The 25,706-nt window shown below is 41.6% G+C and carries 24 protein-coding genes; 6 read left to right on the top strand and 18 right to left on the bottom strand.

What is annotated here, in order from left to right:
- Positions 1–7: 7 nt before the first annotated feature.
- Positions 8–673, top strand: coding sequence for a hypothetical protein (locus V5739_RS16165; RefSeq protein ID WP_423819015.1), 666 nt, complete (start codon positions 8–10; stop codon positions 671–673).
- A gap of 6 nt (positions 674–679) precedes the next feature.
- Here the strand turns inward: V5739_RS16165 and V5739_RS16160 are convergent, their stop codons facing one another.
- On the bottom strand, positions 680–1,921 hold the full coding sequence (locus tag V5739_RS16160; RefSeq protein WP_423819014.1) for an APC family permease: 1,242 nt from the start codon (positions 1,919–1,921) through the stop codon (positions 680–682).
- Positions 1,922–2,109: 188 nt separating this feature from the next.
- On the opposite strand from V5739_RS16160, the gene V5739_RS16155 reads away from it, so the two are divergent.
- Both V5739_RS16155 and V5739_RS16150 read left to right on the top strand, forming a co-directional pair.
- The gene (locus V5739_RS16155; protein WP_423819013.1) at positions 2,110–2,577 is read left to right on the top strand and encodes a universal stress protein; all 468 of its coding nucleotides are present in this window, start codon (positions 2,110–2,112) and stop codon (positions 2,575–2,577) included.
- A 177-nt stretch (positions 2,578–2,754) separates the two neighbouring features.
- The gene (locus V5739_RS16150; RefSeq protein WP_266068241.1) at positions 2,755–3,198 is read left to right on the top strand and encodes a cold-shock protein; all 444 of its coding nucleotides are present in this window, start codon (positions 2,755–2,757) and stop codon (positions 3,196–3,198) included.
- A 65-nt stretch (positions 3,199–3,263) separates the two neighbouring features.
- Here V5739_RS16150 and V5739_RS16145 read toward each other — a convergent pair whose 3' ends face one another.
- On the bottom strand, positions 3,264–5,132 hold the full coding sequence (locus V5739_RS16145; RefSeq protein WP_423819012.1) for a peptidase M61: 1,869 nt from the start codon (positions 5,130–5,132) through the stop codon (positions 3,264–3,266).
- 301 nt (positions 5,133–5,433) lie between these two features.
- Between V5739_RS16145 and V5739_RS16140 the strand changes: the two genes are divergently transcribed.
- Positions 5,434–7,548, top strand: coding sequence for an elongation factor G (locus tag V5739_RS16140; RefSeq protein WP_423819011.1), 2,115 nt, complete (start codon positions 5,434–5,436; stop codon positions 7,546–7,548).
- Positions 7,549–7,789: 241 nt separating this feature from the next.
- A complete protein-coding gene (locus tag V5739_RS16135; RefSeq protein WP_266068244.1) occupies positions 7,790–8,263 on the top strand; it encodes a DUF1569 domain-containing protein in 474 nt (157 codons plus the stop codon).
- A gap of 89 nt (positions 8,264–8,352) precedes the next feature.
- On the opposite strand, the gene V5739_RS16130 is transcribed toward V5739_RS16135, so the two are convergent.
- Together V5739_RS16130 and V5739_RS16125 are read right to left on the bottom strand one after the other, a co-directional pair.
- On the bottom strand, positions 8,353–10,668 hold the full coding sequence (locus V5739_RS16130; RefSeq protein WP_423819010.1) for a prolyl oligopeptidase family serine peptidase: 2,316 nt from the start codon (positions 10,666–10,668) through the stop codon (positions 8,353–8,355).
- Between the two features lie 435 nt (positions 10,669–11,103).
- Complete coding sequence (locus tag V5739_RS16125; RefSeq protein ID WP_423819009.1) at positions 11,104–11,598, bottom strand: DUF4251 domain-containing protein; 495 nt, start codon at positions 11,596–11,598, stop codon at positions 11,104–11,106.
- A 201-nt stretch (positions 11,599–11,799) separates the two neighbouring features.
- Here V5739_RS16125 and V5739_RS16120 point away from each other — a divergent pair, with 201 nt between their 5' ends.
- On the top strand, positions 11,800–12,366 hold the full coding sequence (locus V5739_RS16120; RefSeq protein WP_423819008.1) for a 3-hydroxyacyl-CoA dehydrogenase NAD-binding domain-containing protein: 567 nt from the start codon (positions 11,800–11,802) through the stop codon (positions 12,364–12,366).
- 55 nt (positions 12,367–12,421) lie between these two features.
- Here the strand turns inward: V5739_RS16120 and V5739_RS16115 are convergent, their stop codons facing one another.
- The 14 genes from V5739_RS16115 to V5739_RS16050 all read right to left on the bottom strand — a co-directional run bounded on the left by V5739_RS16115 (position 12,422) and on the right by V5739_RS16050 (position 25,624).
- Positions 12,422–14,452, bottom strand: coding sequence for an aconitate hydratase (locus V5739_RS16115; RefSeq protein WP_423819007.1), 2,031 nt, complete (start codon positions 14,450–14,452; stop codon positions 12,422–12,424).
- 291 nt (positions 14,453–14,743) lie between these two features.
- On the bottom strand, positions 14,744–15,475 hold the full coding sequence (locus tag V5739_RS16110; protein ID WP_345598617.1) for a hypothetical protein: 732 nt from the start codon (positions 15,473–15,475) through the stop codon (positions 14,744–14,746).
- A gap of 60 nt (positions 15,476–15,535) precedes the next feature.
- Positions 15,536–16,138, bottom strand: a complete 603-nt coding sequence (locus tag V5739_RS16105) for a 4'-phosphopantetheinyl transferase family protein (protein WP_423819006.1) — start codon at positions 16,136–16,138, stop codon at positions 15,536–15,538.
- Positions 16,135–16,389 carry an acyl carrier protein gene (locus tag V5739_RS16100; RefSeq protein WP_423819005.1) on the bottom strand — a complete coding sequence of 85 codons (255 nt, stop codon included), beginning with the start codon at positions 16,387–16,389 and terminating at the stop codon, positions 16,135–16,137. The genes V5739_RS16105 and V5739_RS16100 overlap by 4 nt, the downstream gene beginning before the upstream one ends.
- Before the next feature lie 174 nt (positions 16,390–16,563).
- Entirely contained in the window at positions 16,564–17,835 is a 1,272-nt protein-coding gene (locus V5739_RS16095; RefSeq protein ID WP_423819004.1) for a beta-ketoacyl-[acyl-carrier-protein] synthase family protein, read from the bottom strand.
- Positions 17,832–18,266, bottom strand: coding sequence for a 3-hydroxyacyl-ACP dehydratase FabZ family protein (locus tag V5739_RS16090; RefSeq protein ID WP_423819003.1), 435 nt, complete (start codon positions 18,264–18,266; stop codon positions 17,832–17,834). The genes V5739_RS16095 and V5739_RS16090 overlap by 4 nt, the downstream gene beginning before the upstream one ends.
- Positions 18,267–18,317: 51 nt before the next feature.
- Positions 18,318–19,112: an enoyl-ACP reductase FabI gene (locus V5739_RS16085; RefSeq protein WP_423819002.1), complete on the bottom strand. Its 795-nt coding sequence runs from the start codon at positions 19,110–19,112 to the stop codon at positions 18,318–18,320.
- Positions 19,106–20,158: a type III polyketide synthase gene (locus V5739_RS16080; protein WP_423819001.1), complete on the bottom strand. Its 1,053-nt coding sequence runs from the start codon at positions 20,156–20,158 to the stop codon at positions 19,106–19,108. The genes V5739_RS16085 and V5739_RS16080 overlap by 7 nt, the downstream gene beginning before the upstream one ends.
- A gap of 9 nt (positions 20,159–20,167) precedes the next feature.
- A complete protein-coding gene (locus V5739_RS16075) occupies positions 20,168–20,875 on the bottom strand; it encodes a methyltransferase domain-containing protein (protein ID WP_423819000.1) in 708 nt (235 codons plus the stop codon).
- Positions 20,875–21,990, bottom strand: coding sequence for an NAD(P)/FAD-dependent oxidoreductase (locus V5739_RS16070; protein ID WP_423818999.1), 1,116 nt, complete (start codon positions 21,988–21,990; stop codon positions 20,875–20,877). Before V5739_RS16070 ends, V5739_RS16075 begins: the two co-directional genes overlap by 1 nt.
- A gap of 66 nt (positions 21,991–22,056) precedes the next feature.
- Positions 22,057–22,752 (bottom strand): OmpA family protein, encoded by a 696-nt coding sequence (locus V5739_RS16065; RefSeq protein WP_266068261.1) that lies wholly within the window; start codon positions 22,750–22,752, stop codon positions 22,057–22,059.
- 11 nt (positions 22,753–22,763) lie between these two features.
- Complete coding sequence (locus tag V5739_RS16060) at positions 22,764–23,240, bottom strand: lipocalin family protein (protein ID WP_423818998.1); 477 nt, start codon at positions 23,238–23,240, stop codon at positions 22,764–22,766.
- Between the two features lie 82 nt (positions 23,241–23,322).
- Positions 23,323–23,484: a DUF1328 family protein gene (locus tag V5739_RS16055; RefSeq protein ID WP_029033028.1), complete on the bottom strand. Its 162-nt coding sequence runs from the start codon at positions 23,482–23,484 to the stop codon at positions 23,323–23,325.
- A 130-nt stretch (positions 23,485–23,614) separates the two neighbouring features.
- Positions 23,615–25,624 (bottom strand): alpha-ketoacid dehydrogenase subunit alpha/beta, encoded by a 2,010-nt coding sequence (locus tag V5739_RS16050; protein WP_423818997.1) that lies wholly within the window; start codon positions 25,622–25,624, stop codon positions 23,615–23,617.
- Positions 25,625–25,706 lie beyond the last annotated feature (82 nt).

Raw genomic sequence — 25,706 nt, 5'->3', positions numbered from 1 at the left:
ACCGGAGATGAAAAAACTATTATTACTTGTTTTCTGTCTGGCCTTTCATGTGAGTCAGGCTCAAATTGATAATCCTACAGCTCCCACAAAAGCTCCGGGAGAACTTATGGCTCCCAAAACCGGAAGTGAAACATCATCTTTAAAAAGATCTTCAGGGAATCACAGCCTTAGCTCAAAAAAAGGTATTCTGGCAACTGAAAGTGAAGCCACGAAACTGGGAAAGAAAGAAGAAAAATCCTTCAGCATGAGAACAGATCAAAATGGACTCATGACCTTTAAAGGCAAAGACTTTACTCCCAAAGCCTTTACTAAAGACAAAGAGGCTCTTGAAGAATTCCGAAGAGATCAATATTTGGGAGATTTTAAAACTACAGGAGTTTTTGTAGAATTATACTGCCGTGACCATGAATATGTAGACGGGGACAAGGTAAAGATCTCTGTGAACGGGGTAGTGATTAACAGGAACATGTCTCTTGGCGCAACCTACACTCCAATAATGGTGAAACTGGACAGCGGTCTCAACAATATTGAATTTGAAGCTCTTAATCAGGGTACAAGTGGTCCAAACACCGCCGAACTCCGCGTCTACGACGATCAGGGGAAGGAAGTGATAAGAAAGGAATGGAACCTTCTTACAGGTTCTAAAGCAAACCTGGTGGTGGTAAAGCAATAGGGCTTTCTAAAGATTTCCCTGGAATAGGTTGTAAATGTTGAAACCAAACAGTACCAGGATAGAAATAAGGGCTAAGACTGTGGGGATAGGAATATTTTTTACGTTGAATTTTATATAGAACGGAGGTTTTTGATCTTGCTTTTTTCGTTTTTTATGCCTTAGGTTCAATAAAGCAATATTCACCATTGCGAAAACAATAAAAATAAAGATGTTACTAATGCTGGCAACCACCTTGAGGTTTCCAATTAACCCAAATCCTATGGCCACTAAACTGATCGCAATAATTGCATAATTTGGTGCATTCCCAATTCCCGAAATAGTGGTGAACTTTTTGAGCCAGGATTTATCACTGTCTCTGGCCACATCGTAAAGCAGTCTTGATGTGCCCAATATATTACTCAAGATAGTTTTACTGGTAGCAAAGAGCGCTATGATTACCAGAGATGTTGCGGCCCATGCTCCCAGTTTTGCTTCAATAACTGCGGCCAAAGGTCCGTTAGAATTTGATAACTGCTTCCAGTCGAGTACACTTACAGAGCTAATTGCGATCAACACGTAAACCAGGAGTACAATAAGGCCGCTCATGATCACAGCCTTTGGCATATTCTCCTTCGGGTTCTTTGTCTCTTCGGCCATTTTCACAAGGTCTTCAAAACCTATGTAACTAAAAAAGATGAGGGCGCCACCGGCAAAAAGGCTGGTCCACCCGCCGCTGTTAGTTTCCAGGAGAGGAGTAGTGCCAAATTCAGGAATACTCACCACGACCACTGCTGCCAATCCTATTAATGTCACTATTGTGGCAAATGCATTAAAATAGGAACTGTACTTTGCACCAATAATGTTGAAAAATCCCATTAAGAGTATAATGCTAATTACCAGGATCCAATTAGGAACATCTACAAGTCGGCTTAAATAATCTGCAAAACTTATAGCTATGGCTGCAGCAGCTACGATTCCTGTAAACACTATAAAAATAGACATCGAAAAAGCCGTTTTTTTCCCCAGTCCCTGTTTCATGTACTCAAAACTTCCACCAGAATCGGGATATCTACTTACAAATTCGGCGTATGAAAGTCCTGTGAGCAGCGCCACCGTGGCTGCTATTACAAAGCTCAGCCACAACATATTGCCACTAAGGCCGGCAGCTTTACCTATAATCGCATAAATACCTGCACCTACAATTCCTCCCACGCCAAACATGAGCACATCCCAAAATCCCAGACTTCTTTTTAGTTCTTTTTCTGCCATTGTGTTTTTTAAAATTTTCAGGTAGTACCTAATATAAATTTTCATTTAAACCGGCCTTCAGGTTTAACACGAACTAAACAAAAACCTAACAAACTTTAAGCTGAAGCAGCAATAATACAGGCTATTACAAAGAAATAAGGAACGAAATGAATAGTAGTTTTTGTAAATTAGAGAGAAAATCAATTACTATGAAAAAAGTTCTTATTGCGATAGATTATAATCCCGTCTCAGAGAAAGTAGCACAAAAAGGATATGAACTGGCACAAAATCTCAATGCCGAAGTATGTTTATTACATGTACTTGATGACGTAGGTTTCTACGGAACACAGTATCCTACTTTTATGGGGTACGACGGTTATTCAGGCATGGGGCCTGACCTTGATGTAGCGATGGAAATGAAGAACATAGCAGAAGAATTTATGAATAGTGCGAAGAAGCATTTAAACGACCGGCAGGTAAAAACCCATATAGCCGAAGGTTCCACGGCTAAAACTATTCTTAGTTACGCAGAAGAGTGGGGAGCCAGTTTACTGGTTATGGGCACCCACAGCCATTCGGTTCTCGAAAAACTTTTTCTGGGCACCGTAGCCGAAAAGATACTGGAGAAAACAGAGATCCCGGTTTACCTGGTACCGGTAAAGGACAAAGCTAATTGAGAAATCTAAGACTTTGAATTATTTCTTATGCTTAAAAAACAAAAAGAAATGATAACTTTGTGTCTTAGTGCGAGTTTTGAAAAATACTGGTAATCTTCTTCTCCAATTTTTCCAATTTTGTTTTTAAACTTCACCTAAAAATTTTATATTCAATTTTAAAATCCAATTAAACCGCTAATGGCAAAATCACAACAGACGTACAACAAGATCGAAAAAGAAAAGAAACGCTTGAAAAAGCGCGAAGAGAAAAAGAAAAAGAAGGAAGAGAGAAAAGCAAGTGGAGATTCTGTCTCTGAATTTGCGTATGTAGATGAATTTGGAAATCTAACCGAGACCCCGCCAGATCCTTCTCAAAAAATCGAAGTTGACGCTGAAAGCATTGAAATTGGAATTCCGAAAAAAGAAGATTCAGACGAAGAAAACGATTTTAGTAAAGAAGGGAAAGTTTCTTTCTTTGATCACTCCAAAGGCTTTGGTTTTATTCTTGACAGCACCACCCAGGAAAAGTATTTTGTACACGTTACAGGTCTTATAGATGAGATCGACGAAAATGACAAAGTAACTTTTGAACTGGAAAAAGGACCAAGAGGAATGAATGCTGTAAGAGTAAAAAAGATCTAAAAAAATCCCTTTTTTGGAAGGTATAAAAGAGCGGCAGTAAATATTTACTGTCGCTCTTTCTGTTTCTATGATTTTAACCAGCTGTGGCGTAACTCCATTTGTTCCCCATTAGGGTTCATGATCTCTACAAGGCGTTTACCTGTAGACATGGGTTCCACTACTTTGCCTTCAATTTTCAGTTCTTCACCACCTCGCTCCACAACAAATTCTATAGCATCACCAACAGACCATTTTGCAGCATCTCCAATAAGGTCATATACGTTTTGAACATTATAGGCCTTCCCGTTGACAGATTTTATCACATCTCCGCCCATAAGATCCAATTCTTCAAAAAAAGTGCTTAACTCTATATCATCACGTAGTACAATCTCTCCATTTTCATTTACTGTAATAAATGGGGTAGAAGGATCTTTTAAGAAATAATCTACAGCAACCTGTCCCTGCCGCATTTCCAGGCCTACTCTTGTAAAGAATTGATCATAGGGAATAGGCGTGGTGCCGCTCACATAAGTATTCAGGAATTCTCCAATTTCGGGGTAAGTAAGTTCAGTAATAACCGGGAATAACTCTTCATCTTCAAAAGGTTTATCCTTTCCATACATTGTGGTAAGTTGCTTCATAAGATCAAGCAGCCCCATTTCTCCATTGCTCAATTCGCGCAACCTTATATCCAGGGCCATTCCAATAAGAGCTCCTTTTTGATAAACGTTATAATAGCTGTCTTTATATTCATCTTCCAGGATATTACGACTCATCTCAGTAAAAGACATACTGTCGTCAAACCTTTGAGATACCGCTATCTTTTCCTGTATCCTGTCGTAGAAATCCTGGTTTGAGATAAGCCCCTGTTTAACCTGAAAAAGGTTTGCAAAGTATTCGGTAACCCCTTCGTAAAGCCACAGATGCCTTGACATTTGCGGATCGTTGTAATCAAAATAATGAACTTCTTTAGAATGTACTCCCAGCGGAGTCAAAATATGGAAGAATTCATGAGAAACTATATCTTTAAGAGATTCGTCAAGGCTTTCTTTTTCCATTTCTTCAGGCATAACCACAACAGTAGAGGTGTGGTGTTCAAGCGCTCCAAACCTGGCAGCATCGCCGTCACCAGGGGTGGCTGAAAGGTAAAGGAGGATCGCATACTTGTTGGTATCATCAATCTCGCCCAGAAAATCTTTTTGTGCCGTGATCATTTTTTCCATTCCAGGTTTAAAATCCTGCGCATTGAACTTCTTTGTAGGCGAGTACACGTGCAACAGCACATCCATTTGATCTACTTTAAAGCTCACAGTATCTGGTGCCGCATACATGATAGGGTTATCGGTCACTTCAAAATACCGGCTGGCACGAAAGATATCCTTAGTTATTCCCGGCTTAATTTCTGAAGATTGAGCAAGATCAAAAGCACTTCCTGCATAAAGATCGTTTGCTCTAATGATCTCCAGTTGATAAGGTTCTTCGGTGAGATCATTGAAGTACCCTACAAACCCGTGAAGGTTCAGAAGAAAGTTTTTTCCTTCATTGATGTTTGTTCCGGCCATAGAATATATGCCACCTTCTCCTGAAATGTCAAAAGTATCATTCATCCAGTAGGTTATTTTATCAAGCCTGGTGGCGTTTGAAATGCCCCAGCTGTTCTCGTCATAAACCGTTACAGGCAATTCATTCCCTTTGTGATCGTAAGCTTTGAGATCTTCGGCATAGGCGCCATAATTGGAAGTAGAGTAGGTGCCGGGCACCGTTTTAGGAATGTAGAAAATTATGGTTTCGGTATTTATTTTTCCGGGGTCTACAGTCACCATGACCTTATCATCTTTAACATTAACCAGGTCTAAAGTGGCAAGAACAGGTTCCTTTTCAGAAATTGTAGATTGTGAAGTTTTGCATCCCAGGGCGAAAGCTGATATCGCCAGCGCATAGATTATTTTTTTCATTAAGTTTTTAATTTATAAATAAGACTTGTCATTTAGTGAAACGTTACAAAGAAGAACGAATTGCTAAAACTACTCAATTATAGGTTCAGACTTAATAAAGACCATTATTTATGATATTTATCATGTAAAAGCTAAAAAACTCATTTTTTCTGAAAAAATAAGACAGGAAAACAATAAATTTAAAGGAGTAAATTTTAGTATCGAAATCCGGGACAAATGTGTAATCGTCATGCTCTTCTCCAAAATTTTCACCGGAATTCTCTCATTCTCTTTCCTTCTTGTTTCATTAAAATCTTAAAAGATGAAAATTTACGATGAAAAACACATCAAAAATGTAGTCCTTGTTGGCGCTCATAACAGCGGTAAGACTACTTTGGCAGAGACTATGCTATTTGAAGCCGGCTTAATAAACAGGCGGGGTACTGTAGAAGCTAAAAATACAGTATCAGATTATCATGACATTGAACACGAAAAAGAAAACTCAATCTTTGCTACCCCGCTACATACCGAATGGCGTAACTACAAGATCAACATCATAGATACTCCGGGACTTGATGATTATATTGGGGAGATCATTTCTTCCATTAGAGTGGCCGATACCATAGTTACTGTTCTTAACGGCCAGTACGGTGTAGAAGTTGGCACAGAGATTATCTGGAACTACATTAAGGGCTACCACAAGCCAACTGTGTTTGTAATCAACCAGATTGACCATCCGGGGCTTAATTTTGAAAGTAGCTTTAACAGCGTAAAAAGCCTGGTGGGTAATGGGGCAGTTAAAATCCAGTATCCGTTGATAAAAGACGGGGCTCAATGTATTATTGACGTGCTCAAGATGAAAATGTATAAATTTTCTTCGGAAGGAGGAAAACCCGAAAAATTCCCTATTCCTGAAGACCAACAATCCACAGCTCTTGCCCTGCACAATGAATTAGTTGAAAAAGCGGCTGAAAATGACGAGGAATTAATGGAATTATTCTTTGAAAAGGGCACACTTAACGAAGATGAAATGCGAAAAGGAATAAGGGCCGGCATGCTTAATTATGACCTTTTCACGGTCTTCTGCACCTCTGCATTAAATGATATGGGAAGTGGAAGGCTCATGGGCTTTATTGATAATGTGGCTCCCGCAGCAATAGATCTTAAACCCGAAATAAGTGTAGAAGGAAAAGAAATCTCTCCAAAAAGGGCAGATTCCCCTGTGCTTTTTGTTTTTAAAACAGTACATCAACCAAACCTGGGCCAGGTAACCTTTTTTAAAGTAATAGGGGGGGAAGTGAAAGTAAATGATAAGCTGGTGAACTCCAGAAACGGAGAAACAGAAGTTCTCAACCAGCTTTTTATTATGGATGGTAAAGAAAGAAATCCTATTCAAAAGCTGGTGGTAGGCGACATAGGAGCCACTTTAAAACTGAAGCATACCGAAACAAATGACACTCTTGCAGCTTCGGAAGAAGGAATTACGATAAAGCCGATAAATTATCCGCAACCACGGATAAAGAGGGCAGTAGCGGCAGTAAATACAAAAGATGAGGAAAAGCTGAGCGAGGCATTAAAAAAGATACACAGTCAGGATCCCACCGTAGATATTTCTTTTTCCAATGAATCCAGACAGTTGATTCTGTCCTGCCAGGGTGAACTTCATCTAGCTACAATAGACTGGCTGCTTAAAAATATTTATGGTGTGGAAGCCAGTTTTGAGAAACCGAAAATTGCTTTTAGAGAGACCATTCAGCGTTCTTCGGCTTCAAACTACAGGCACAAGAAACAATCTGGTGGTTCTGGGCAGTTTGCAGAAGTACATCTAAAGATCGAACCCTGGGAGGAGAATATGCCCGAACCTGAAGGTTTTAACATCAGGGGAAAAGAAGAGATCGATCTTCCGTGGGGTGGAAAACTGGTGTTCTATAACTGCATTGTTGGGGGGGTGATAGATCAACGCTACCTTCCATCAGTAATGAAAGGGATTATTGAAGTTATGGAAGAAGGGCCTTTAACAGGTTCATACATCAGGGATGTACGAGCTATGGTCTATGACGGAAAAATGCACAGTGTAGATTCCAATGATATTTCTTTTAAAATTGCTGGGGCTCACGCCTTTAAAAAGGCATTTTTGGATGCAGATCCCAAACTACTGGAACCTGCTCTTGATCTCACGCTGAAGGTGCCCGAAGAAATGGTGGGCAATGTTATGACCGAGTTACAAAGCAGACGTTCCATTATACAGGGAATAGAAAGTGCAGACCATTATCAGGTTTTAAATTGCGTGGCGCCCGAAACTGAATTATTTGGGTTCTCAACCGAACTTAGATCCCTTACAAAAGGAAGAGCCACTTTTAATACCAGTTTTAACGGATATCAGCCCGTTCCTGCTAACATTCAGGATCAATTGACCACTAAGGAACTGGTACAATAACAGTTTAACAAATTAAGAGGTGAAGTTTTAAATTCTAAGAACAGTTTCTTTTCAACTTTTACATTTAACTAACCTGAATAACAGGCAACTACCCCATGGTTTTATGTGGCTTTCTGAAAAATTTACAAACCTTATTTTCAGAAGAAAAGGGAATTATTAAGGTTGATATTCTATTGAAAATGAGGGTTTATTAAGAGCCTCGGTAATTTTACTTACTTTTAAAAAATATAATGTACAATTAATGAAAGCAGAAGAATTACAGGGGCAATTAGAAGAAATGAAAACCTACATAGCGTTTAAGACTCAGAAAAATCCTGAAATTTCTAAAGCTCCGGTAGGCTGGCACCTTGCACATAGTTTAAAAGTGATACATTCTATTCTTAGTTCTCTTGATATATCAGATCCTGCTCAATATAGAAAGACCTTCAGCTGGAAAAAGGAACTGGTTTATCTCACTGGAAAAATTCCCAGGGGGAAAGCAAGGGCCCCAAAAAAGGTAATTCCGGAAGATAATATTTCCGAAGAAGAGCTTCGGGATCAAATATTCAAAGTCAGCCGTAAGATTACCGGGATTTCAAAGCTGCCCAAAAAAGCCTTTTTTGAGCATCCATATTTTGGGCACATCAAAAGGGATGAAACGGCAAAGTTCCTGGTAATCCATACCGAACATCATCTTAAGATCATTCGGGATGTGGTTGGCAGCAAGACAAAATAATTTTCCCGATGTAAGGGGTATGTAAACAAAAAAGACAGCCTCTCAAAAATGGCATTTTTGAGAGGCTGCTTTGGGAATAAATGTGGTACTTAATCCCTGAACTGCGGTTGCAGTTCTTCATCTTTTAGATGCTTGGCATAAAAGCCCATCATAGCTTCATAAAGGTCAATACGGTTTTCTTCTTTTCCGAAGCCGTGGCCTTCATCGTATTTCACCATGTAGGGAACGTCTACACCTTTAGCCCGAAGCGCTCTCACAATCTGGTCTGACTCATCAATGTTAACCCGCGGATCATTAGCACCCTGTACCACGAACAAAGGCTTCTTGATCTTGTCTATGTGGAACACGGGCGAAACTTCATCCATAATGGCTTTTTCTTCAGGCACATTTTCGTCATACCAAATTTCCCTAAGGATCTTCTCATAAGGCTTCCAGTAAGGCGGAATGGTTTCCATAAAGGTGAAAAGGTTAGAAACCCCAACATAATCCACACCCGCAGCGTAGAGATCCGGAGTTTTGGTAAGACCTCTTAACACGGCATAACCTCCATGGCTACCGCCATAAATAGCGGCTTTATCGGGATCTACCCAGCCTTGCTCGATAACGTACTTTAATCCATCTTCTACATCGTCCATAGCTTTTCTACCAATTTGCTTGAAGCCAGATTCCATGAATTCACGACCGTATCCTCCCGAAATTCTGAAGTTCACTTGCAGGGTTGCGTAGCCGCGGCTGGCAAACAGTTGCGCCTCGGGATTAAAGCCCCAGGAATCCCTTATTCCCTGCGGACCACCATGAGGATTTACAATTACAGGCACCTTTTGCCCCTCCACAGCGGCCTTAGGAAGCGTAATGTAACCGTGTATGGTTTTTCCATCCCGGCTGGTAAAGGTAATTGGCCTCATTTCAGCCATATCTTCAGCTTTTAGCTGGGGCATAAGGTTGTACAGCAGTTCAAACTCATCCTGCGCTACATCATAAGACCAGTATTCGCCATACAATTTATCACTTTGAAGAAAAACCAGGTATTTTGATTCGTCATCGGTTTTGTCGGCTATTGAGTATTGCTTATCGGGAAATTCGCTGGTGATTCGGTTGTGCAGTTTTTTATAGTAATCGCTAATGGGAACAATTTCCCGCTTTTCCCCTTCAAAAGTGTAGTAATCGAGTTCATAATCCCGGTGACGTGAAAGAGAAACTCCCGAAATGTCATAATTATCGTTGGTAAACAACTTTTTGATCACCTTATCTTCCTTAAGGTCATACAGGTAAACCGTGTTCTTGTCTGTTTCAAGGTTTGAAACCACATAGGCATCATGTGGATAATCTGTGGCGTAATTTAAAGTCGGATTAAAAGTGTCTTTCCAGTTGATTTGCTTAACTATTTCGAACTCCTTACTATCCACATCTTTATTGTAGTAAAGATCCATATTAACACCTTCACGTAGACGTACAAAGCCTCTCAATGTACCATCTTTATCAAAGAGGTAGTTCATGATAGGATTTGTGATATCGTCATTGCTGTAAAGCTTTTCAAGGTCACCTGTTTCGATGTTTACCTTATAAGGTTCAAAAACCTGGGCATTCTCTTTGTTCATAGAGACGATAACGTAATTCTTGTCATCTTTTAAAAGATCGAGGATCTGGGTTTGAACACCTTCAAAAGGAGTAAGATCCATGGTGTTAGAACCATCAACATCTGCTGCATATAAGTGGTAATTCTCGTTCCCACCTTTGTCCATCACGTAGAGAAGCCTGTCTTCATTAGCCCAACCATAGCCCCTAACCAATTCGTCCTTTTCAACAATTGCCCGGGTGATCTCGTTTGTTTCCAGGTTTTTCACATAGACATGGTTCTTCGCATTTTCATCCTTTTCCCGGTATGACATATACTTGCCGTCCGGCGAAAATTGGAAAGAACTTGCCTTTGGTTTAGCAAAGTAGTCTTTCACATCGTATTTGTAATTCCCCTGGTCATAAGCCGCCAGTTGCTCAAGTTCTTTTTCTGAAGAAGGCAGAGTAGGGTCCCCGGGTACTGTTTTCTCTACCTTGTTGAGCACCAGTGGAAATTCCTGTCCCGCCTGTTTAAATGTTCCGTTGATAGTTTCCCCCTCCAGGGTTCCCGTATAAGTCGCACCAATTTTGGAATAGGAGAGGACCACCTGATCATTTTCCAGCTCAACCTTATCCAGAGGTAAACCAAATGCCCCCTGTAATGGGCTATCCATAGTGCCCGAAAGAGAGTCGTTTTCTTTTGTGATGTCGAATTTAAGCGGTAATTCAGTTCCCTGAACGTTTAATTTTCCTTCCCAGGTTCCTGTAATTTCCTGAGCCTGAATTCCATTAATTCCAGTGACCACAGAAAATATAAGAATAGAAGACATTTTTAATAATTTGTTTTTCATGTTTATACAATATCGGTTAGTGCGGATAAATTAGTTCTTTTTTAGGAACTATAAATGATCCAATGAAGTCATTTTATTCACAAGGGAGTTTTACGGACATTATATTATTTGTCCATGAAGGTATTTGTAATACTTCAATCTTAAAATGATAGCGGAGTTCCCGTTAGCTCTTTGATTGGAGCAATTGCCATTTACTCATCATGATGTGGCGTCGTTTACTAAAGGCCGTTGTACCTGGACAAGGCAGAAATATTTCCAGTTTCCTATAAACTTCCCAGTTATATAATTGCACTATAATTTATATTATGTAAAATAGAACATTTAAGAAATGTCTTATTTCACCTCTTTTCATTATTCCTCCCGTTTCTATTAATTTTAATTGTGTGCAGTGTAATGCCTTTAATTTCTTACTTGTAGTCTTACCGACTTAAAAAATCATTCAGGATCTTTCTTTACAATCTGTCCGTCGTAACTTATCTGATCCCTTTGTGAAGATGTTACTGATGCGTTCGTATTCCCATTCGCAAAAACAATTATTCTAAAATCCATGTTCTCACCTTCATTATTTCCGCGGAAAAAGATCCGAACCTTATTCTTTCCTGGTTTCTCCTCGATTTCCAGATCATTTAAAGGCCCTTCGTATTCAATTGCTCCTGAAGTACCATAACCGCCCCCAAACTGCCTTTCTCCAAAGAAAGGTAAAAATACTTCTACACTGTCTTCTTCAAAGGTAATGTGGTTTGGGTTTCCAATAAGATTGACTCTACTGTATTTAGCAGGATCTGCCCAATCATTTTCGATCTTAAAATCAAGATTTTGCACCTGCTCCAACATTTGCCTGTATTCAGCCGAAGCTTCACCACTCCTGTTCGAGCTACCACAGGCAACAAATATTAAAACCAGAAATAGCAATAAAAAACGTCTTTTCATAATTTCATTTATTTTTTAATATTAAAATATAAAATTTTAAAGGTTTATAGCCAATTTTTTGTATTCCTTCTAATCCTTTTGTTGTAAAGTTAAAGTCTTCTCAAATATGATGAAATTAATATTCTCTTGACAGCATTTAAGAAATAAAAACAGGACTTTAAGGTCTGTAAACAGGGCCTTTAAAGGACAAATCGAACTGCTATGAAGATTGAAAAAGTAACTGTATTTGGGGCGGGAAAGTTTGGAGCACGGTTAGCTTTCCACATTGCCTACCAAAACGTTGATGTAACTGTATATGACCGGGATTTTGGGCTATTGGAAGAAGCCCGAACCCGGTTTCGGGAATTTGCCGATTATTATGAGCAAAACTTCGAGGCCTCAAAAGAAAATGTAGAAGCTGCACTGGCCAATATTGCCTATTCTATGGATATCACAGAGGCGGCTGGTAATGCCCATTTAATCATAGAGGCTGTTGCTGAAGATCTTGCAGCCAAAAAGAACTTTTACAGGGAACTTCAAAAAACAGCTCCCAAAAATGCCATTTTTGTGACTACTTCTAAAGGTTTAGATCCCGAAATGCTGGCCAGGATTTCCGGCCGGCCAAATAAATTCCTCACCCTCCACTTCACCGGAAATTTAAAAGAAATTTTATCCATAGAAGTTATTAGCTTACCCAACACACGCAAAGACATCTTAAACTCTGTAGTACAATTCTCTGAAGATATTGGTATGGAAGTGCATGTCCGGCATCTTGAACAACAGGATTAAGATATAAGAAGCCCGGTCAAAAACCGGGCTTTTTTAATTCGTCAATTTCTTTTTTTTATTTTACCTGCTTTCTGGGATTATCGGTAACTGTATTTTCTCTTACAGCGTTCACCTCCCGGTTTTTGAGTTGTTCCTTAAACTCATTAATGATTCCACCTTTAAGCAGCACCTGGATTTGCCTGTCACTCATGCTGTGCCTGGTCTCAATTTCAATATTCTGGCCATCCTTCTTATTGATCACCACCCGAATATTGTTCCTGTTCTTCACGTCATCACGCAAATTTAAAAGGCTTACTTCATCTCCCTGCTCAATCTTGTCGTAGTCGGCAATATCAATGAATTCTAATGGCAAAATTCCGAAGTTCACCAGGTTTTGCCAGGCAATTCGGGCATAAGAATTAGCAATTACTGCGATTTGCCCAAGATATTTTGGTGCAAGTGCCGCATGTTCCCGGCTCGACCCCTGGGCGTAATTGTCCCTGGCAACCACTATATGTCCGCCATGACTTTCTTTTGCTTTTTGCGCCCTGTCGTAAAAACTATCATCAATTACCGAGTACGAGAACTTGCTTATTTCGGGTAGATTACTTCTAAAAGGAAGTACTTCTGCCCCTGCTCTTAAAATCTCATCGGTAGAGATGTTATCGCCCATTTTTAGCAAAACAGGTACATCACAGGCCTCTCTTAACGGCTCAATATAGGGTAAAGACTTAATGTTAGGGCCTTTTTTAAGCTCTACCTGCGATCCATCCTCAGCCGGTGCAACCAGCATCATGGTATTGATAAGCTCTTTTTCGGGATATTCATATTTGGGATACTTCATATCGTAAAGCTTCTCCAGGTCACGCGGATCTGTGATCTTTCCAGTTAAAGCTGAAGCCGCTGCAGTTTCTGGACTACACAAATATACCTGGTCATCTTCAGTTCCCGAACGGCTCGGGAAATTCCGCGGCATTGTTCGTAAACTAATGGTATCTGAAGCCGGCGCCTGTCCCATACCTATACATCCCATACAACCCGATTGATGGAACCTCGCTCCTGCTGCAATGAGTTTTTCAAAACCTTTATTGGCAATTAAATTCTGTATTACCTGCCTGGAAGTCGGGTTAACATCAAAAGATACTTCTTCCTTTGTAGCCTTACCGTCTACAATGGCTCCTGCCACCCAAAAATCCCTAACTCCGGGATTCGCCGATGATCCTATCACCACCTGGCCAATTTCCATACCTTCTACCTCTCTTACAGGAACAACGTTCCCGGGGCTGGTTGGTTTGGCTATAAGCGGAATTAGATCGTCAAGTATAATTTCATCTTCCAAATCATAACTACAACCTTCATCGGCTACCAGTTCTATCCAATCCTCTTCCCTATCCTGACTCTGCAGAAATTTCCTGGTCATTTCGTCACTTGGGAATACTGTGGTTGTTGCACCCAATTCGGCTCCCATATTGGCAATCACATGCCTGTCCATAGCGCTCAATTCTGCCAGGCCGGGACCATAATATTCTATCACCTTCCCTACTCCACCTTTCACATCATACCGGCGAAGCATCTCCAGGATCACATCTTTAGCACTTACCCAGTCGGGCATTTTTCCGGTGAGCTTCACTCCCATCACCTGCGGCATTTTCACGAAATAAGGCTGTCCCGCGATAGCGGCTGCAACATCGAGTCCTCCCGTCCCTATGGCAAGCATTCCCAGGGATCCCGCGGCAGGTGTATGACTGTCTGATCCTACCATGGTCTTTCCAGGTTTTCCAAAGCGTTCCATATGTACCGGGTGACTCACGCCATTTCCCGGCCTGCTGTACCATATCCCGAATTTTTGCGATGCCGAAAGCAAAAAGGCATGATCATCGGCGTTTTTAAAATCGGTTTGTAGAAGATTATGATCTACATACTGTACTGCAACTTCGGTTTTGGCGCGATCGAGTCCCATTGCTTCCAGTTCCAGTTGTACAAGAGTACCTGTGGCATCCTGTAGCAGAGCCTGGTCTATTTTGATCCCAATCTCTTTACCGGGAGTCATTTCCCCTTTTAATAAATGTTCTTTGATTAATTTTTGAGTAACATTGAGTTTTGACATTTCCTGAAAATTTATTTCCTTTTAAATTATCAAAATTCCCGCGGAACGGCGGGAGGTTTAACAATATCTTATATTTAGACCGGTAACTCTTGTTGAGCTAAAAATAGAAAAGGACTACCCGAAAAGCACCTTCCATATACGTTTGCCGGAACTTTTAAGGCTCATTAGATCCTAAAAATTGAAGCCAACGCGAAAATACTTCAGGGAATAGCCCCGTTCTGCAATTAAAAACCGCCACAAGACTTTTGCAAAAGACCCGTGGCGGCAACTATTTCATCATGTGTTTGTTTCCTAGAGGTTTGGGTTACTTCCGCCTTCCCCGGTATTTCCTAATTTCACTATCAGGTCTTTTTGCTGCCCTTCAGAAAGATTGAATTTTGGTTTTCCTTTGTAAGGAAAGAAGTATCTGAATTCTTTCATGTAGGTTCTCCAGGTCTCGCCCATACCACGATTCTTGTTCTCACTTCCTGTATCGGCTCTCTTAATATCATCACCTTCGGCGTCATAAGGAGTAGCTTCAACAGTGTTTCCGGCGAAGATCATTCCTTCATTAATTTCAGAATAGATCACCGCTGTTTCCCCGGTTTTAGAAGGAAAATCTGTGAGGTTTATCGAGAAGTGCTTAAAAATGTCATTTTTGGAGTTGATATCGCGCACATTGAAATCCAGGTTTGCATTATTAACCGGATGGCTAAAAATTGGTGCACCCCCTGCATCTTCAGAAATTTCTTTAAGCGGCGCGTAAGTTTTTTGCAGCGCATCTTTATGGGTCACAAGTATCCCTTTGATCTTATAACCTTCTTCTACCAGGTGCCTGATCCCTTCTTTGGCTCCCTGCGCCGTAGTATCTATAAGGAGCATATCCTGCCTGTTCAAATGCCTTATAGCGTACCCCTGGGCACCATTTTCCATCTTAATGATAAAAGTATCGGGAATCATTTTATGAAATTTTCCCGCTTCAGCTTGTTGAATAAATTCGGCCGACTGGCTGCTAATAACTTCCTTCTTATCTACACTCTTCATTTAGTTCTGGTTTTTGGATTCAATTAAAGATACAACTGCACCCAAAATCGTCCAAAGCCCTTAAGAGTGTTTAACTGTGGTTTCACAGTTAATTAACGACAGGCTGTAAGCGTAGAATCTGCCGTGCCCGCTCAATGATAACCGGTTAAAGAAGAAACCGTTATTACCTGTCAAAAAAGGCATTCCAAAGCGGTCTTTTTCTAGCTGAACTTCCCGATTTTCAAGGGCAAACGCTTCTGAAACTCTTTTTTTAAATTGCGCTTTTACTTCGGAAGAAGAGGCCTCAAAAATGACATTTTTGACACCTGAACCTCTATTTTTTTCTGCGGAAGTTAGGATGTAATCTGAAGTTATTTCTGAAGTAGTGTGGTAGATATGGTTTTCAATTTCCACTTCGCCTGAAGCAGTTTCTAAAGTGAGGACACTAACCTCACATTTTTGGGCCAGCCAGTTAAGCTGGCGCGGTAAATCATACTCCCGTTGATGAGCTTTATATGCAGCTTCTTTCATGCTCCATAAAAGCCACACCATTGTATCGGGATTTGCTGATGTGTGAATGAGCTCTTGCTCTGTTGATGAAAAGACCTTGTTTAAAAAACCTTTCCGGCGCCAGTTACTTTGCCGCGCCGCCAGTTCCAGGTCTACCACATCATTACCTATCACTTTTCCCGCTGTTTGGTTTTGATGATCTCTACAGCATCATTCACTGTGAGCATATTGTCCATAGAATCATTGTCAATGGCGATATTGAATTCATCTTCCACATCAAGCACAATGTCTACAAGGTTAGCCGAATTGATCTCCAGGTCTTTTATAAAATCTGTATCCCGCCCAAAATCCTGAAATGCCAAATCATTCTGTACATAAGGTTTCACGATTTTTTTAAGGCAGTAAATTATTTCTTTTGTTTCCATTTCTTATGGTTCAAAGTTTAATGTTCAAAGTTTTCTGACCACTTTCTTCTATTCTTGGAATTTGGTGCTTGTAATTTTGATCCAGACTTCACAGGTTTTTGAAACCTGTGAGGTCTTTAATTATTCTTTCCTGAGCCCCTTTGGAATTTGGTGCTTGTAATTTGAATTTTTAAATCATCTGAATTTACTAAAAATTGCCACGGCATTGACATCTCCAAACCCGAAACTTGCTTTCGCCACGAGATTTACCTCTCTAAAAAGGGATTTCTGCGGAACTTTTTCCCGGCTGGTGATCTCTTCGATTTCCGGATGCAGGTCTTCAGAGTTTTGATTTCCGAAGATAAAATCTTCAGAGATCTGGAGAATACTCGCTACACTTTCCACACTTCCGGCAGCGCTAAGGCAATGGCCTGTCAGGCTTTTTAAACTATTGATATACGGGAAATCTATTCCTTTCAACTCAAGGGCTTCACTCCAGTTTTTCACTTCTGTAGCATCCATTGAGGTTGCGGTGAGGTGACCGTTTATGGCATCCAGTTCGTCACCTCTTACTCCGGCGTCAAAAATGGCATTTTTGATACATCTTTTTACGCCTTCAGAATTCGGGGCCGTCATAGAACCTTTATTCCTTTGTCCGCCACTGTTTATATGACCTCCAAGAATTTCAGCATAGATCTTCGCGCCTCTCTCCAGCGCCGAATCCAGATCTTCAACAACCAAAGCTCCCGCCCCACTCCCGGGAACAAAACCCGCCGCCGATTCGCTCATGGGTCTGGATCCGGCTTCAGGATCATCATTGTACTGGTGTGGCAGGATCCTCATGGCATCAAAACCGCCCCACACATAAGGGCCGCTGTCGCTACAACTTCCTGCCAGGATACGTTTGGCCTTTCCAGCCCGTATTCTGTCGGCTGCCATAAGAATTGCTTCTGTACCAGTAGTACAGGCCGAGGAATTGGTGGTGACCTGGTTACCGCAAGCCAACTTGCTGTTGAGATAGGCGCTAATCCCGCTGGCCATGGTTTGAATTACACTTGTGCTGCCAAGCCTACGGGTGTTTTTGTCGTCAATTAAATGGATCGCTTCGCGAAATTTATCAACTCCCAGGATCCCGGTACCAAAAATGATCCCATTATCCCAATCTGTTTCTGCTTCGGGGCCTAGCGGTAAGCCGGCATCTTTCCAGGCATCAACACCCGAGATCACTCCGTAGAGGATGCCGCTGCTGTTAAGCCCCCGAAGCTCCAGCTTTGTGAAATATTCCTGTAGCATTTCCTCCGGAATTTCAGGTTGTCCGGCAATCTGGCACCTGAACTTCAGGCGCTCCAGTTCCGGCTGAAATCTTATTCCGCTTTTGCCCTTTTTGAGAGCTTCAGAAAATGCGGCTAAGCCCACACCATTTGGCGCAGCCACGCCCATACCTGTAATTACTACCCTTCTGTTCATTCAGCTTTAATCATTCCTGAAATTTCCCCTCTGCATACGAGCTTTTCTTCAGCATTAAACATTTGTACTTTACACTTCAACTTATTAAACCTGAAGTAAATTTTTTCTGAAACTACAGCCACTTTTTCCCCGGGCAGCACCGGTAAAAAATAATCTATTGATGCATTTGATAAAGCCACACCAAAATTTTCCAAATCTTCATTCTTCAGCAGAAAAATTCCGAGGCAAACCACGCCAATTTGCGCCATACATTCTGTGAGAATTACTCCGGGCGTCACCGGATTATCTTTAAAATGTCCCCGGTAAAAATCAGCTTCTTCCTTAAAAGTATAGGTGCCTAAAATGCCATTTTCAGACACTTCTTTTAGTTCATCAACAAACAGAAAAGGTTCAGAATAAGGAAGTAAATTTATAAGATATTCAAAGTTCAAAATTCAAAGTTCAAGGTTAAAAACTGCAACTGACCACTGATCACTGCCAACTTACTTAAGGTGTTCCCCACCGTTTACAGGAATTACGGTACCGGTGATCCAGCTGGCTTCATCTTTACTCAACAAATAAACTGCATTTGCTACGTCTCCCGGAGTGGTAAGCCGTTTGAAGGGATTTCTTTTTAGTGCATGTTGCCGCAGCGTTTCATAACCGGGAATCAACTCCAGGGAACGCGTGACCGTAACACCCGCCTGTATACAGTTTGCGCGAATACCTTCCGGTGCAAATTCGAGGGCGATGCTGCGGGTTATGGCCTCCAAAGCTACTTTAGCCGCCGACACTGCCGCATAGTCTTTCCAGGCCTTGATGTTTCCTTCGCTGGTAAAAGATAGTATTCTTGCATCTTTTGCAAACAAACCGGCATCATAAATAAGCCTCGTCCAGTCATACAGGCTAATGGCCATGGCGTCTATGGTCTGTTGAAAATCGTCGTTGCGCAAGGTTGGTTCTTTCCCTAGCATAGACTTCAGGTTTCCTTTAGAAATGCTGTGCAACATGGTGCGGACTTTCCCCGATTCCCCAAGAATTTCCTGCATTTCCTGCTTTATCTCCTCCCGCCTGTCTTTACGGGTGGCATCGCGGTTAAAGGAATGCAGCTGCACCCCGAGCTCCCGAATCTCATCAAAAGCCGATTTTATCTCGGGCAGGTCGTCCTTTCTATCCCGGTGCACCACCAGAATGTTCATACCGTGCTGGGCCAGTTTTTTGGCCGAAGCAAAGCCAAGACCGCTGCTTCCGCCAAGTACGAGTGCCCAATAATTCTTTCCTTCAAATTCCTTTACCATTCTAAAAGTATTTTTTGAGCCGAAAATCCGGGGCCAAAGCTTAGCATAAGCCCCTGCTCCCCTTTTTCTGTCGGCCGGTTTAAAAATCTTTCCAGGACATATAAAACAGTTGCGCTGCTCATATTGCCGTACAGCCGCAACACTTCCTTGGTATCGTCTATATTCTTACCTAATTTACCAAAAAGTTCTTCAACCGTCTGCACAATTTTTTTTCCGCCGGGATGAAAAATCAGGTGATCTATTTTTTCAATAGAAGAATTGTGCTTTTCAAGAAAAGGATGAATGATCTCAGGAAAATGATCGGCGATGGTTTGAGGCACTGCGGGATCGAGCACCATCTTGAGTCCGGGGTCGGTGAGGTCAAAACCCATCAGGTGAGTAGCATCAAAGAAATGGTACATGTCTTCCCCTACTATTTTGGGACCTTCCGCATCTTCTTCCGAAGACATTAACACGCAGGCAGCACCATCACCAAAGATCGCAGCACTCACCATATTGGCCATAGAGAAATCTTCAAGCTGAAAAGTAGCCGTGGGACTTTCAACTGCAATAACTGCAGCTCTTTTCCCCGGATTGGCTTTCAAAAAATTGTTAGCGTAGATCATCCCCGAAATCCCGGCGGCACACCCCATTTCGGTCACCGGTAATCTTGTAATGTCCTGCTTCATTTGCAGTTCATTGATAAGAAAAGCGTCTAAAGAAGGGATCATGATCCCGGTACAACTCACGGTGATGATAAAGTCGACAGAATTGGCTTCCCAACCGGCTTGTTTCAGCCCCTTTTTTAGCACAGCAGATCCCAGCTTTTTTACCTCCCTGCTGTAAATACGGTTCTTATCTTCAAAAGAAGTCGCCGTAAAAACCTCCGACGGTTCCATTATTGAATATCGCTTGTCTACAGCAGCACCTTCAAAGATCTTGATCACTTTTCTCCTGTATCTTTCCTCCTGCCCATCAAGCCAGGTCTCCACAAAAGGAATTACCTCTGTGGTCTCACGCGAGTAAGGTGGAAGTTGTTTTGCTACTGTCGCTATTCTAACACTCATTCTTTATGATTATTTATATATGATCCATTGATATCTAAAAGCCCATTTTTCGTTGATCTCCTGCCTACTCACCGCCAGGTCTTTTGCAAATGCCTGCAGCTCTTCTTTTTTGAAACTTCTCAAAATAGAGGTGAGCCCATCTTTGCGGTTGATCTCCCTTATTCCAAAAGCCTTACAAAACGCCTGAAAAAGGTAGTATGCTTTTCTGCTTCTTTTAAGATCATTAATAACTATTCCCAGCCCGGCTTTTTGAGTAAAAACCTTCATTAATTCCCTTATTTCATCATTTGAAAAATGATGCAGTGTCAAGGTACACAAAATTATGTCTGCTTCCTGCCGCGCAAATTCTTCCGAAAAAACATCCATTCCTTTAAAAGAAACTTCAGGATAAGCAGCTAAATTTTTTTCTGCAATCTCCATAGCGTTCTTGTTCGCATCAATTCCCAGCAGTTCAAATTTTTGCCCGGTCTTTCGCCCGTACTTTGCTACTTCTTTAAGAATGCTGCCGTTACCACAGCCCACATCAATGATCTTTACCGGTTTTGTGTAAGAGCAACTCTTAAGAAGTTTCTCCACCCCTTTTACCGTAATTTTATTGCCGCCTAACCACTGGTTCACAGTGTCGAGGTCTTGCAGGGTCTTTTCCAGTTCTTCCCCCTGCATCTCAAGATCATCCATGATCTCTTTTTGGCTGGTTCTTTCTTTGGTGTTCACCATTACGCTATAGGTTCTCCATGTGTTTGTTTTATGATTTTGGGCAAAAGGAACGGAGCTCTAGAAATTAAAGCCTGAGAAATTTCTGCCAGGTTTTCTCTTAACAGCACCTTTTGAAGCAGCGATGCGGTTTTAAATCTCCTGCTGAATATTTTTTCCCACCGCTGTTTGTAAGCAGTTTCCATTTCCTGCCGATGGCTTCGAGTTTCAATATGTTTTATAAATTCTTCGGAAGCTATTTTGGCGCTGTGAATCGCTATGGCCATCCCATTACCGCATAACGGATGTATGAGTCCGGCGGCATCTCCCAGCATAAGTACGTGATCTTTCACTGCTTCTTTTTTGCTGAAGGAAATCTGTGCGATAGTGAGCGGTTTCTCAAATACCGGAGTGGCTTCGGCTAAAAACCTATCCAAAAATGGGTTATTCCGAAGTACTTTTTCATTGAATTTATACGGGTCTTTGTACTCTTTAAAGCTCTCATAGGTGGCGAGATAACACATATTGATATTTCCATTCTCGGTTCGGGAGAGTCCGCAGTAACCGCCTTTAAAGTTGTGCAAACCTACCAAGTCATCAGGAAAATCCTTCAGCCGATAGTGATTTTTGACTGCGACCCAAGGTGCGGATTCTTTAAAAAAATTCCGTTCCAGGTTCTTATCAAGCAGCGATCTTTTTCCGAAGCTGCCAAAAACATAATCTGCAGTATATTCAGCTTTTGAAGAAACTACCCGAAACTTACCTTCCAAAAATGTCATTTCCAGCACCTTTTCCTGGAGAATTTCCACGCCGTTGGCTTTAGCTGTTTCAAAAAGCAGGTTATCAAGGGCGTAGCGGCTCACGCCAAGCGCACCCATAGGTAAATCAACGTCCATAGCCTTTCCGGAAGGCGTGCTGTAACGCAACCTGTCTATTTTTTTCGGATTTAGATCCCTCCACGGGATTTTTAGCTCATCAAAATAAGGAATCACCTCGCGGGACAAATATTCCCCACACACTTTATGGCGCGGAAAAGTATCTTTCTCAAAAAGAGTGATTTTTTGCCCTTTTTGAGCCAGGTGAATGGCGGCTGTTAAACCTGCGAGTCCGCCCCCTGCGATGATGATTCGGTTGCTCATTTTTCAGATAATATTTGATATAAAAAAACCCGGAAAAACCGGGTTTTTTTACTTTGAACCGGACTCTTAATTACCGGCCTGTCTTCTTGCTTCTTCTTTAAGCTCTTCGTTGGCAACGATTGCAAGCTCAACTCTACGGTTCTTTGAACGTCCTTCTACAGTAGAATTGTCGTACTTAGGTTGAGACTCACCATACCATTTGGTGTCGATCCTTCCGCCAGAAATTCCCTGGCTGGTAAGGAAGTTTGTTACAGCCTGTGCCCTGTTCTTAGAAAGCGTAAGGTTGTAAGCATCGCTACCGGTACTGTCTGTGTGCCCTTCAACTAAAATATTTGTATCGGGGTATTCCTGCAGAATGTTGGCAAGTTTTTGAAGTGCCTCACGAGACTGCCCCTCAATAGCATATTTTTCTGTGGCAAAATAAATACCGCTGGTTTCATCAAAGGTCACGTTAATACCTTCACCAACTCTTTCAACTTCAGCTCCGGGAATCTCCTGTTCAATTTCCTGAGCTTGTTTATCCATTCGGTTACCAATATAAGCTCCGGCAGCACCACCTACAACACCACCAATAATGGCGCCCAGTGCAGTATTTCCGTCTCCTACATTATTACCCACAACCCCGCCAAGCACGGCACCACCTGTGGCACCTATAACGGTTCCTTTTTGTTTGTTATTGGCATTTCTTGTAGCATCACAACCCACGAACATAATAAGGGCAGCAAATAAAAAAGCAAATAATCTGTTTTGTCTCATTTTCATAGTATTCTCAATTATTTATTAAAGTTCATTTTAATTGTAAACGGTTTGCCTTCAAAAGACACTGTTTGTTCCCAGGTCATTTGACTGCCCGAAAGATGGGTAAGGTTGATCCTGTACCCCGTATTACCGGTAACCGATTTATGATCGGAATTGGTAGGCTTAAACATAAGGTCATAATTACCCATTGCGTCGTTAGACCCGTCAATTGACCAGATAAAGAATTCGGTTTCTGAGGGACAATTAAGTCCTGAAACCACATAAGAACCTGTGTTATTATTCGAAATAAAGTTCCATGTACTGCCTTCCAGACACCTGGCAGGGACATCGTTTAAAACGGAAACCTGTACATTCTGGCTGTTCCCGGGGTAAGTAATACTGGTTAACTGCCAGTCGCCATTCATGGTTGCCCTGGCTTCATTTGCCACCTTGCTGGAACCGCAGGAGGCAAGAAAAACCACACTTAAAATTAAAAAAACAATCTTTTTCATGCTTCTGTTTTTACTGAGTCAAAAAAAATCCAATGCCAGGGCTAAAAAAAGCCTTTATGACATTGGATGATGCTTTTTACAATTATCTTCTAAAAAGTCTACTTATCAATGCGATTACAAGTAGAACAAGGAAAATGTAAAAGATGATCTGCGCAATATCGGCAGCTCCTTCAGCAATTCCTCCAAATCCAAAGATGGCGGCAATAATTGCAATGATTAAAAAGATAACGATTAATCGTATCATAATTTAAAGTTTTAGTGATTAGTTATCTCTAAATTACGTTGAGACCTTGCGGCAGACAAAAGATTATTACTTATTTAACAAGTTTTTTGTAAAGAAATCCTAACAAAATCAACTTACCGCCAATTCTTTCTTAATACTTCAATAACTCCAGAATTTTCTCCTCAAATCTCTTTTTGGGAAGGTAGCCTTCTTCGAGAGCTTTTGAGAATGGTATTGGGGTTTCAAGGCTGCCCACCCGCATAACCGGCGCATCGAGAGCTTCAAAACACTCCTGGGCGATCATGGCTGCAATATCAGAACCTATTCCGCCGAAGACACTATCTTCCTGAAGGATAATTACTTTCCCTGTTTTCTTTACTGAAGAAAATATGGCTTCAGTATCCAGCGGCTGCAGACTCCTTAAATCAAGAAGATCGGCATCTATTTCAGGGTGAGCGTTGAGAGTCTCCAGCGCCCAATGCACCGCCGCGCCAAAGCTTATCACTGTTACATCCCGGCCTTCGCGCAGTAAAGCTGCTTTTCCAAAGGGTAAGGTATAGTAATCTTTAGGCACTTGCTGGCGTATACTGCGATACAGCGCCTTGTGTTCAAAGAAAAGTACCGGATTTGGATCGTTAAAAGCTGTGTTCAATAATCCTTTGGCATCATAAGGGAACGCCGGATAAATCACTTTTAAGCCCGGAGTCTTGGTGAACCAGGCCTCATTCGTCTGACTGTGGAAAGGGCCGGCTCCTACACCTGCACCACAAGGCATCCTAATCACCACATCGGCCTGCTGGTTCCAGCGGTAATGTAATTTTGCAAGGTAATTCACTACAGGATTAAACCCGGAACTCACAAAATCTGCAAACTGCATCTCCACCATCGCTTTCATTCCCTTTATAGAAAGCCCTATTGCGGTTTCTACAATCCCCGACTCACAAATGGGAGTATTACGCACGCGTTCGGTCCCAAACTCTTCGACGAAATTTTCGGTTATTTTAAAGACACCGCCATATTCAGCTATATCCTGCCCCATGAGCACGAGGTTTTCATGCCGCTGCATTGATTGCCTTAATCCCTGAGATACAGCATCTATAAACCTAAGCTCTTCTGTTTCTTCGGAATGAGTAAATTCCTCATAATTAAACTCTTGATATACATCATTTAACTCTTCAGTTTCATTGAAATCTATACCAGCTTCGGCATTTGCCTTTTTTAGGTCTTCATCTATTTCCTGCTTGATTTCCGCTTTGTATTGGTTGTCAAGATCTTCAGAAAGAATTTTTTCAACTAATAAAAATTCCCGGAAGTTATCTACAGGGTCTTTGATTACCCACTGTTCCATCAGGTCATTAGGAACATATTTTGTTCCGCTGGCTTCTTCATGACCCCTCATTCTAAAGGTCTTGAACTCCAGTAAAACGGGGCGCGGATCTTTTCGCATACTTTCAGCCAACCTGGAAACCTTTCCGTAGACCTCTAAAATGTTATTTCCGTCGATAATATGAGATTCCATACCGTAACCCACAGCCCGATCGGCTATATTCTCGCAATTATACTGTTGCGAAGTTGGCGTTGAAAGCCCATAGCCGTTATTTTCTACACAAAACATCACCGGCAGCTGCCATACCGAAGCAATATTTAGCGCTTCGTGAAAATCCCCTTCACTCGTGCCGCCTTCGCCTGTAAAAACTGCAGTGATTTTTTGCTCTTTTTGAAGCCTGTGAGCAAGAGCGATACCATCGGCAACCCCCAACTGAGGGCCTAAATGTGAGATCATTCCCACAATCTTATATTCCTGCGTACCAAAGTGAAAACTGCGATCGCGGCCTTTGGTAAAACCCGAAGCTTTTCCCTGCCATTGGCTAAATAACCTGTACAACGGGATTTCCCTGGCCGTAAACACCCCAAGGTTACGGTGCATGGGCAGGATGTATTCGTCTTTTTGAAGAGAAAGCGTTACTCCAATAGATATAGCCTCCTGGCCTATCCCGCTAAACCATTTTGATATTTTACCCTGGCGTAAAAGCACCAGCATTTTCTCTTCGATGAGCCTGGGCTTAAGCAATTCCCTGTAAAAAGTGAGGAGCTGCCCGTCATTAAAATCTGTTCTGTCGAATTCTATATCAGGTTGAAATGAAGTTTCTTTAATTTTCATAATTAAGCATTGGTTCCTCAAATGTACTTAAAATAGGATTCGTTGTTATTAAGAAAAATTTAAAGCCCACGACACTCTTCTT

Source organism: Salinimicrobium sp. TIG7-5_MAKvit (genome assembly GCF_049569215.1).
Lineage (GTDB): Bacteria > Bacteroidota > Bacteroidia > Flavobacteriales > Flavobacteriaceae > Salinimicrobium > Salinimicrobium profundisediminis.
Note: the sequence above shows the minus strand (reverse complement) of the source record. Positions and strands in the feature narration are given on the sequence as shown.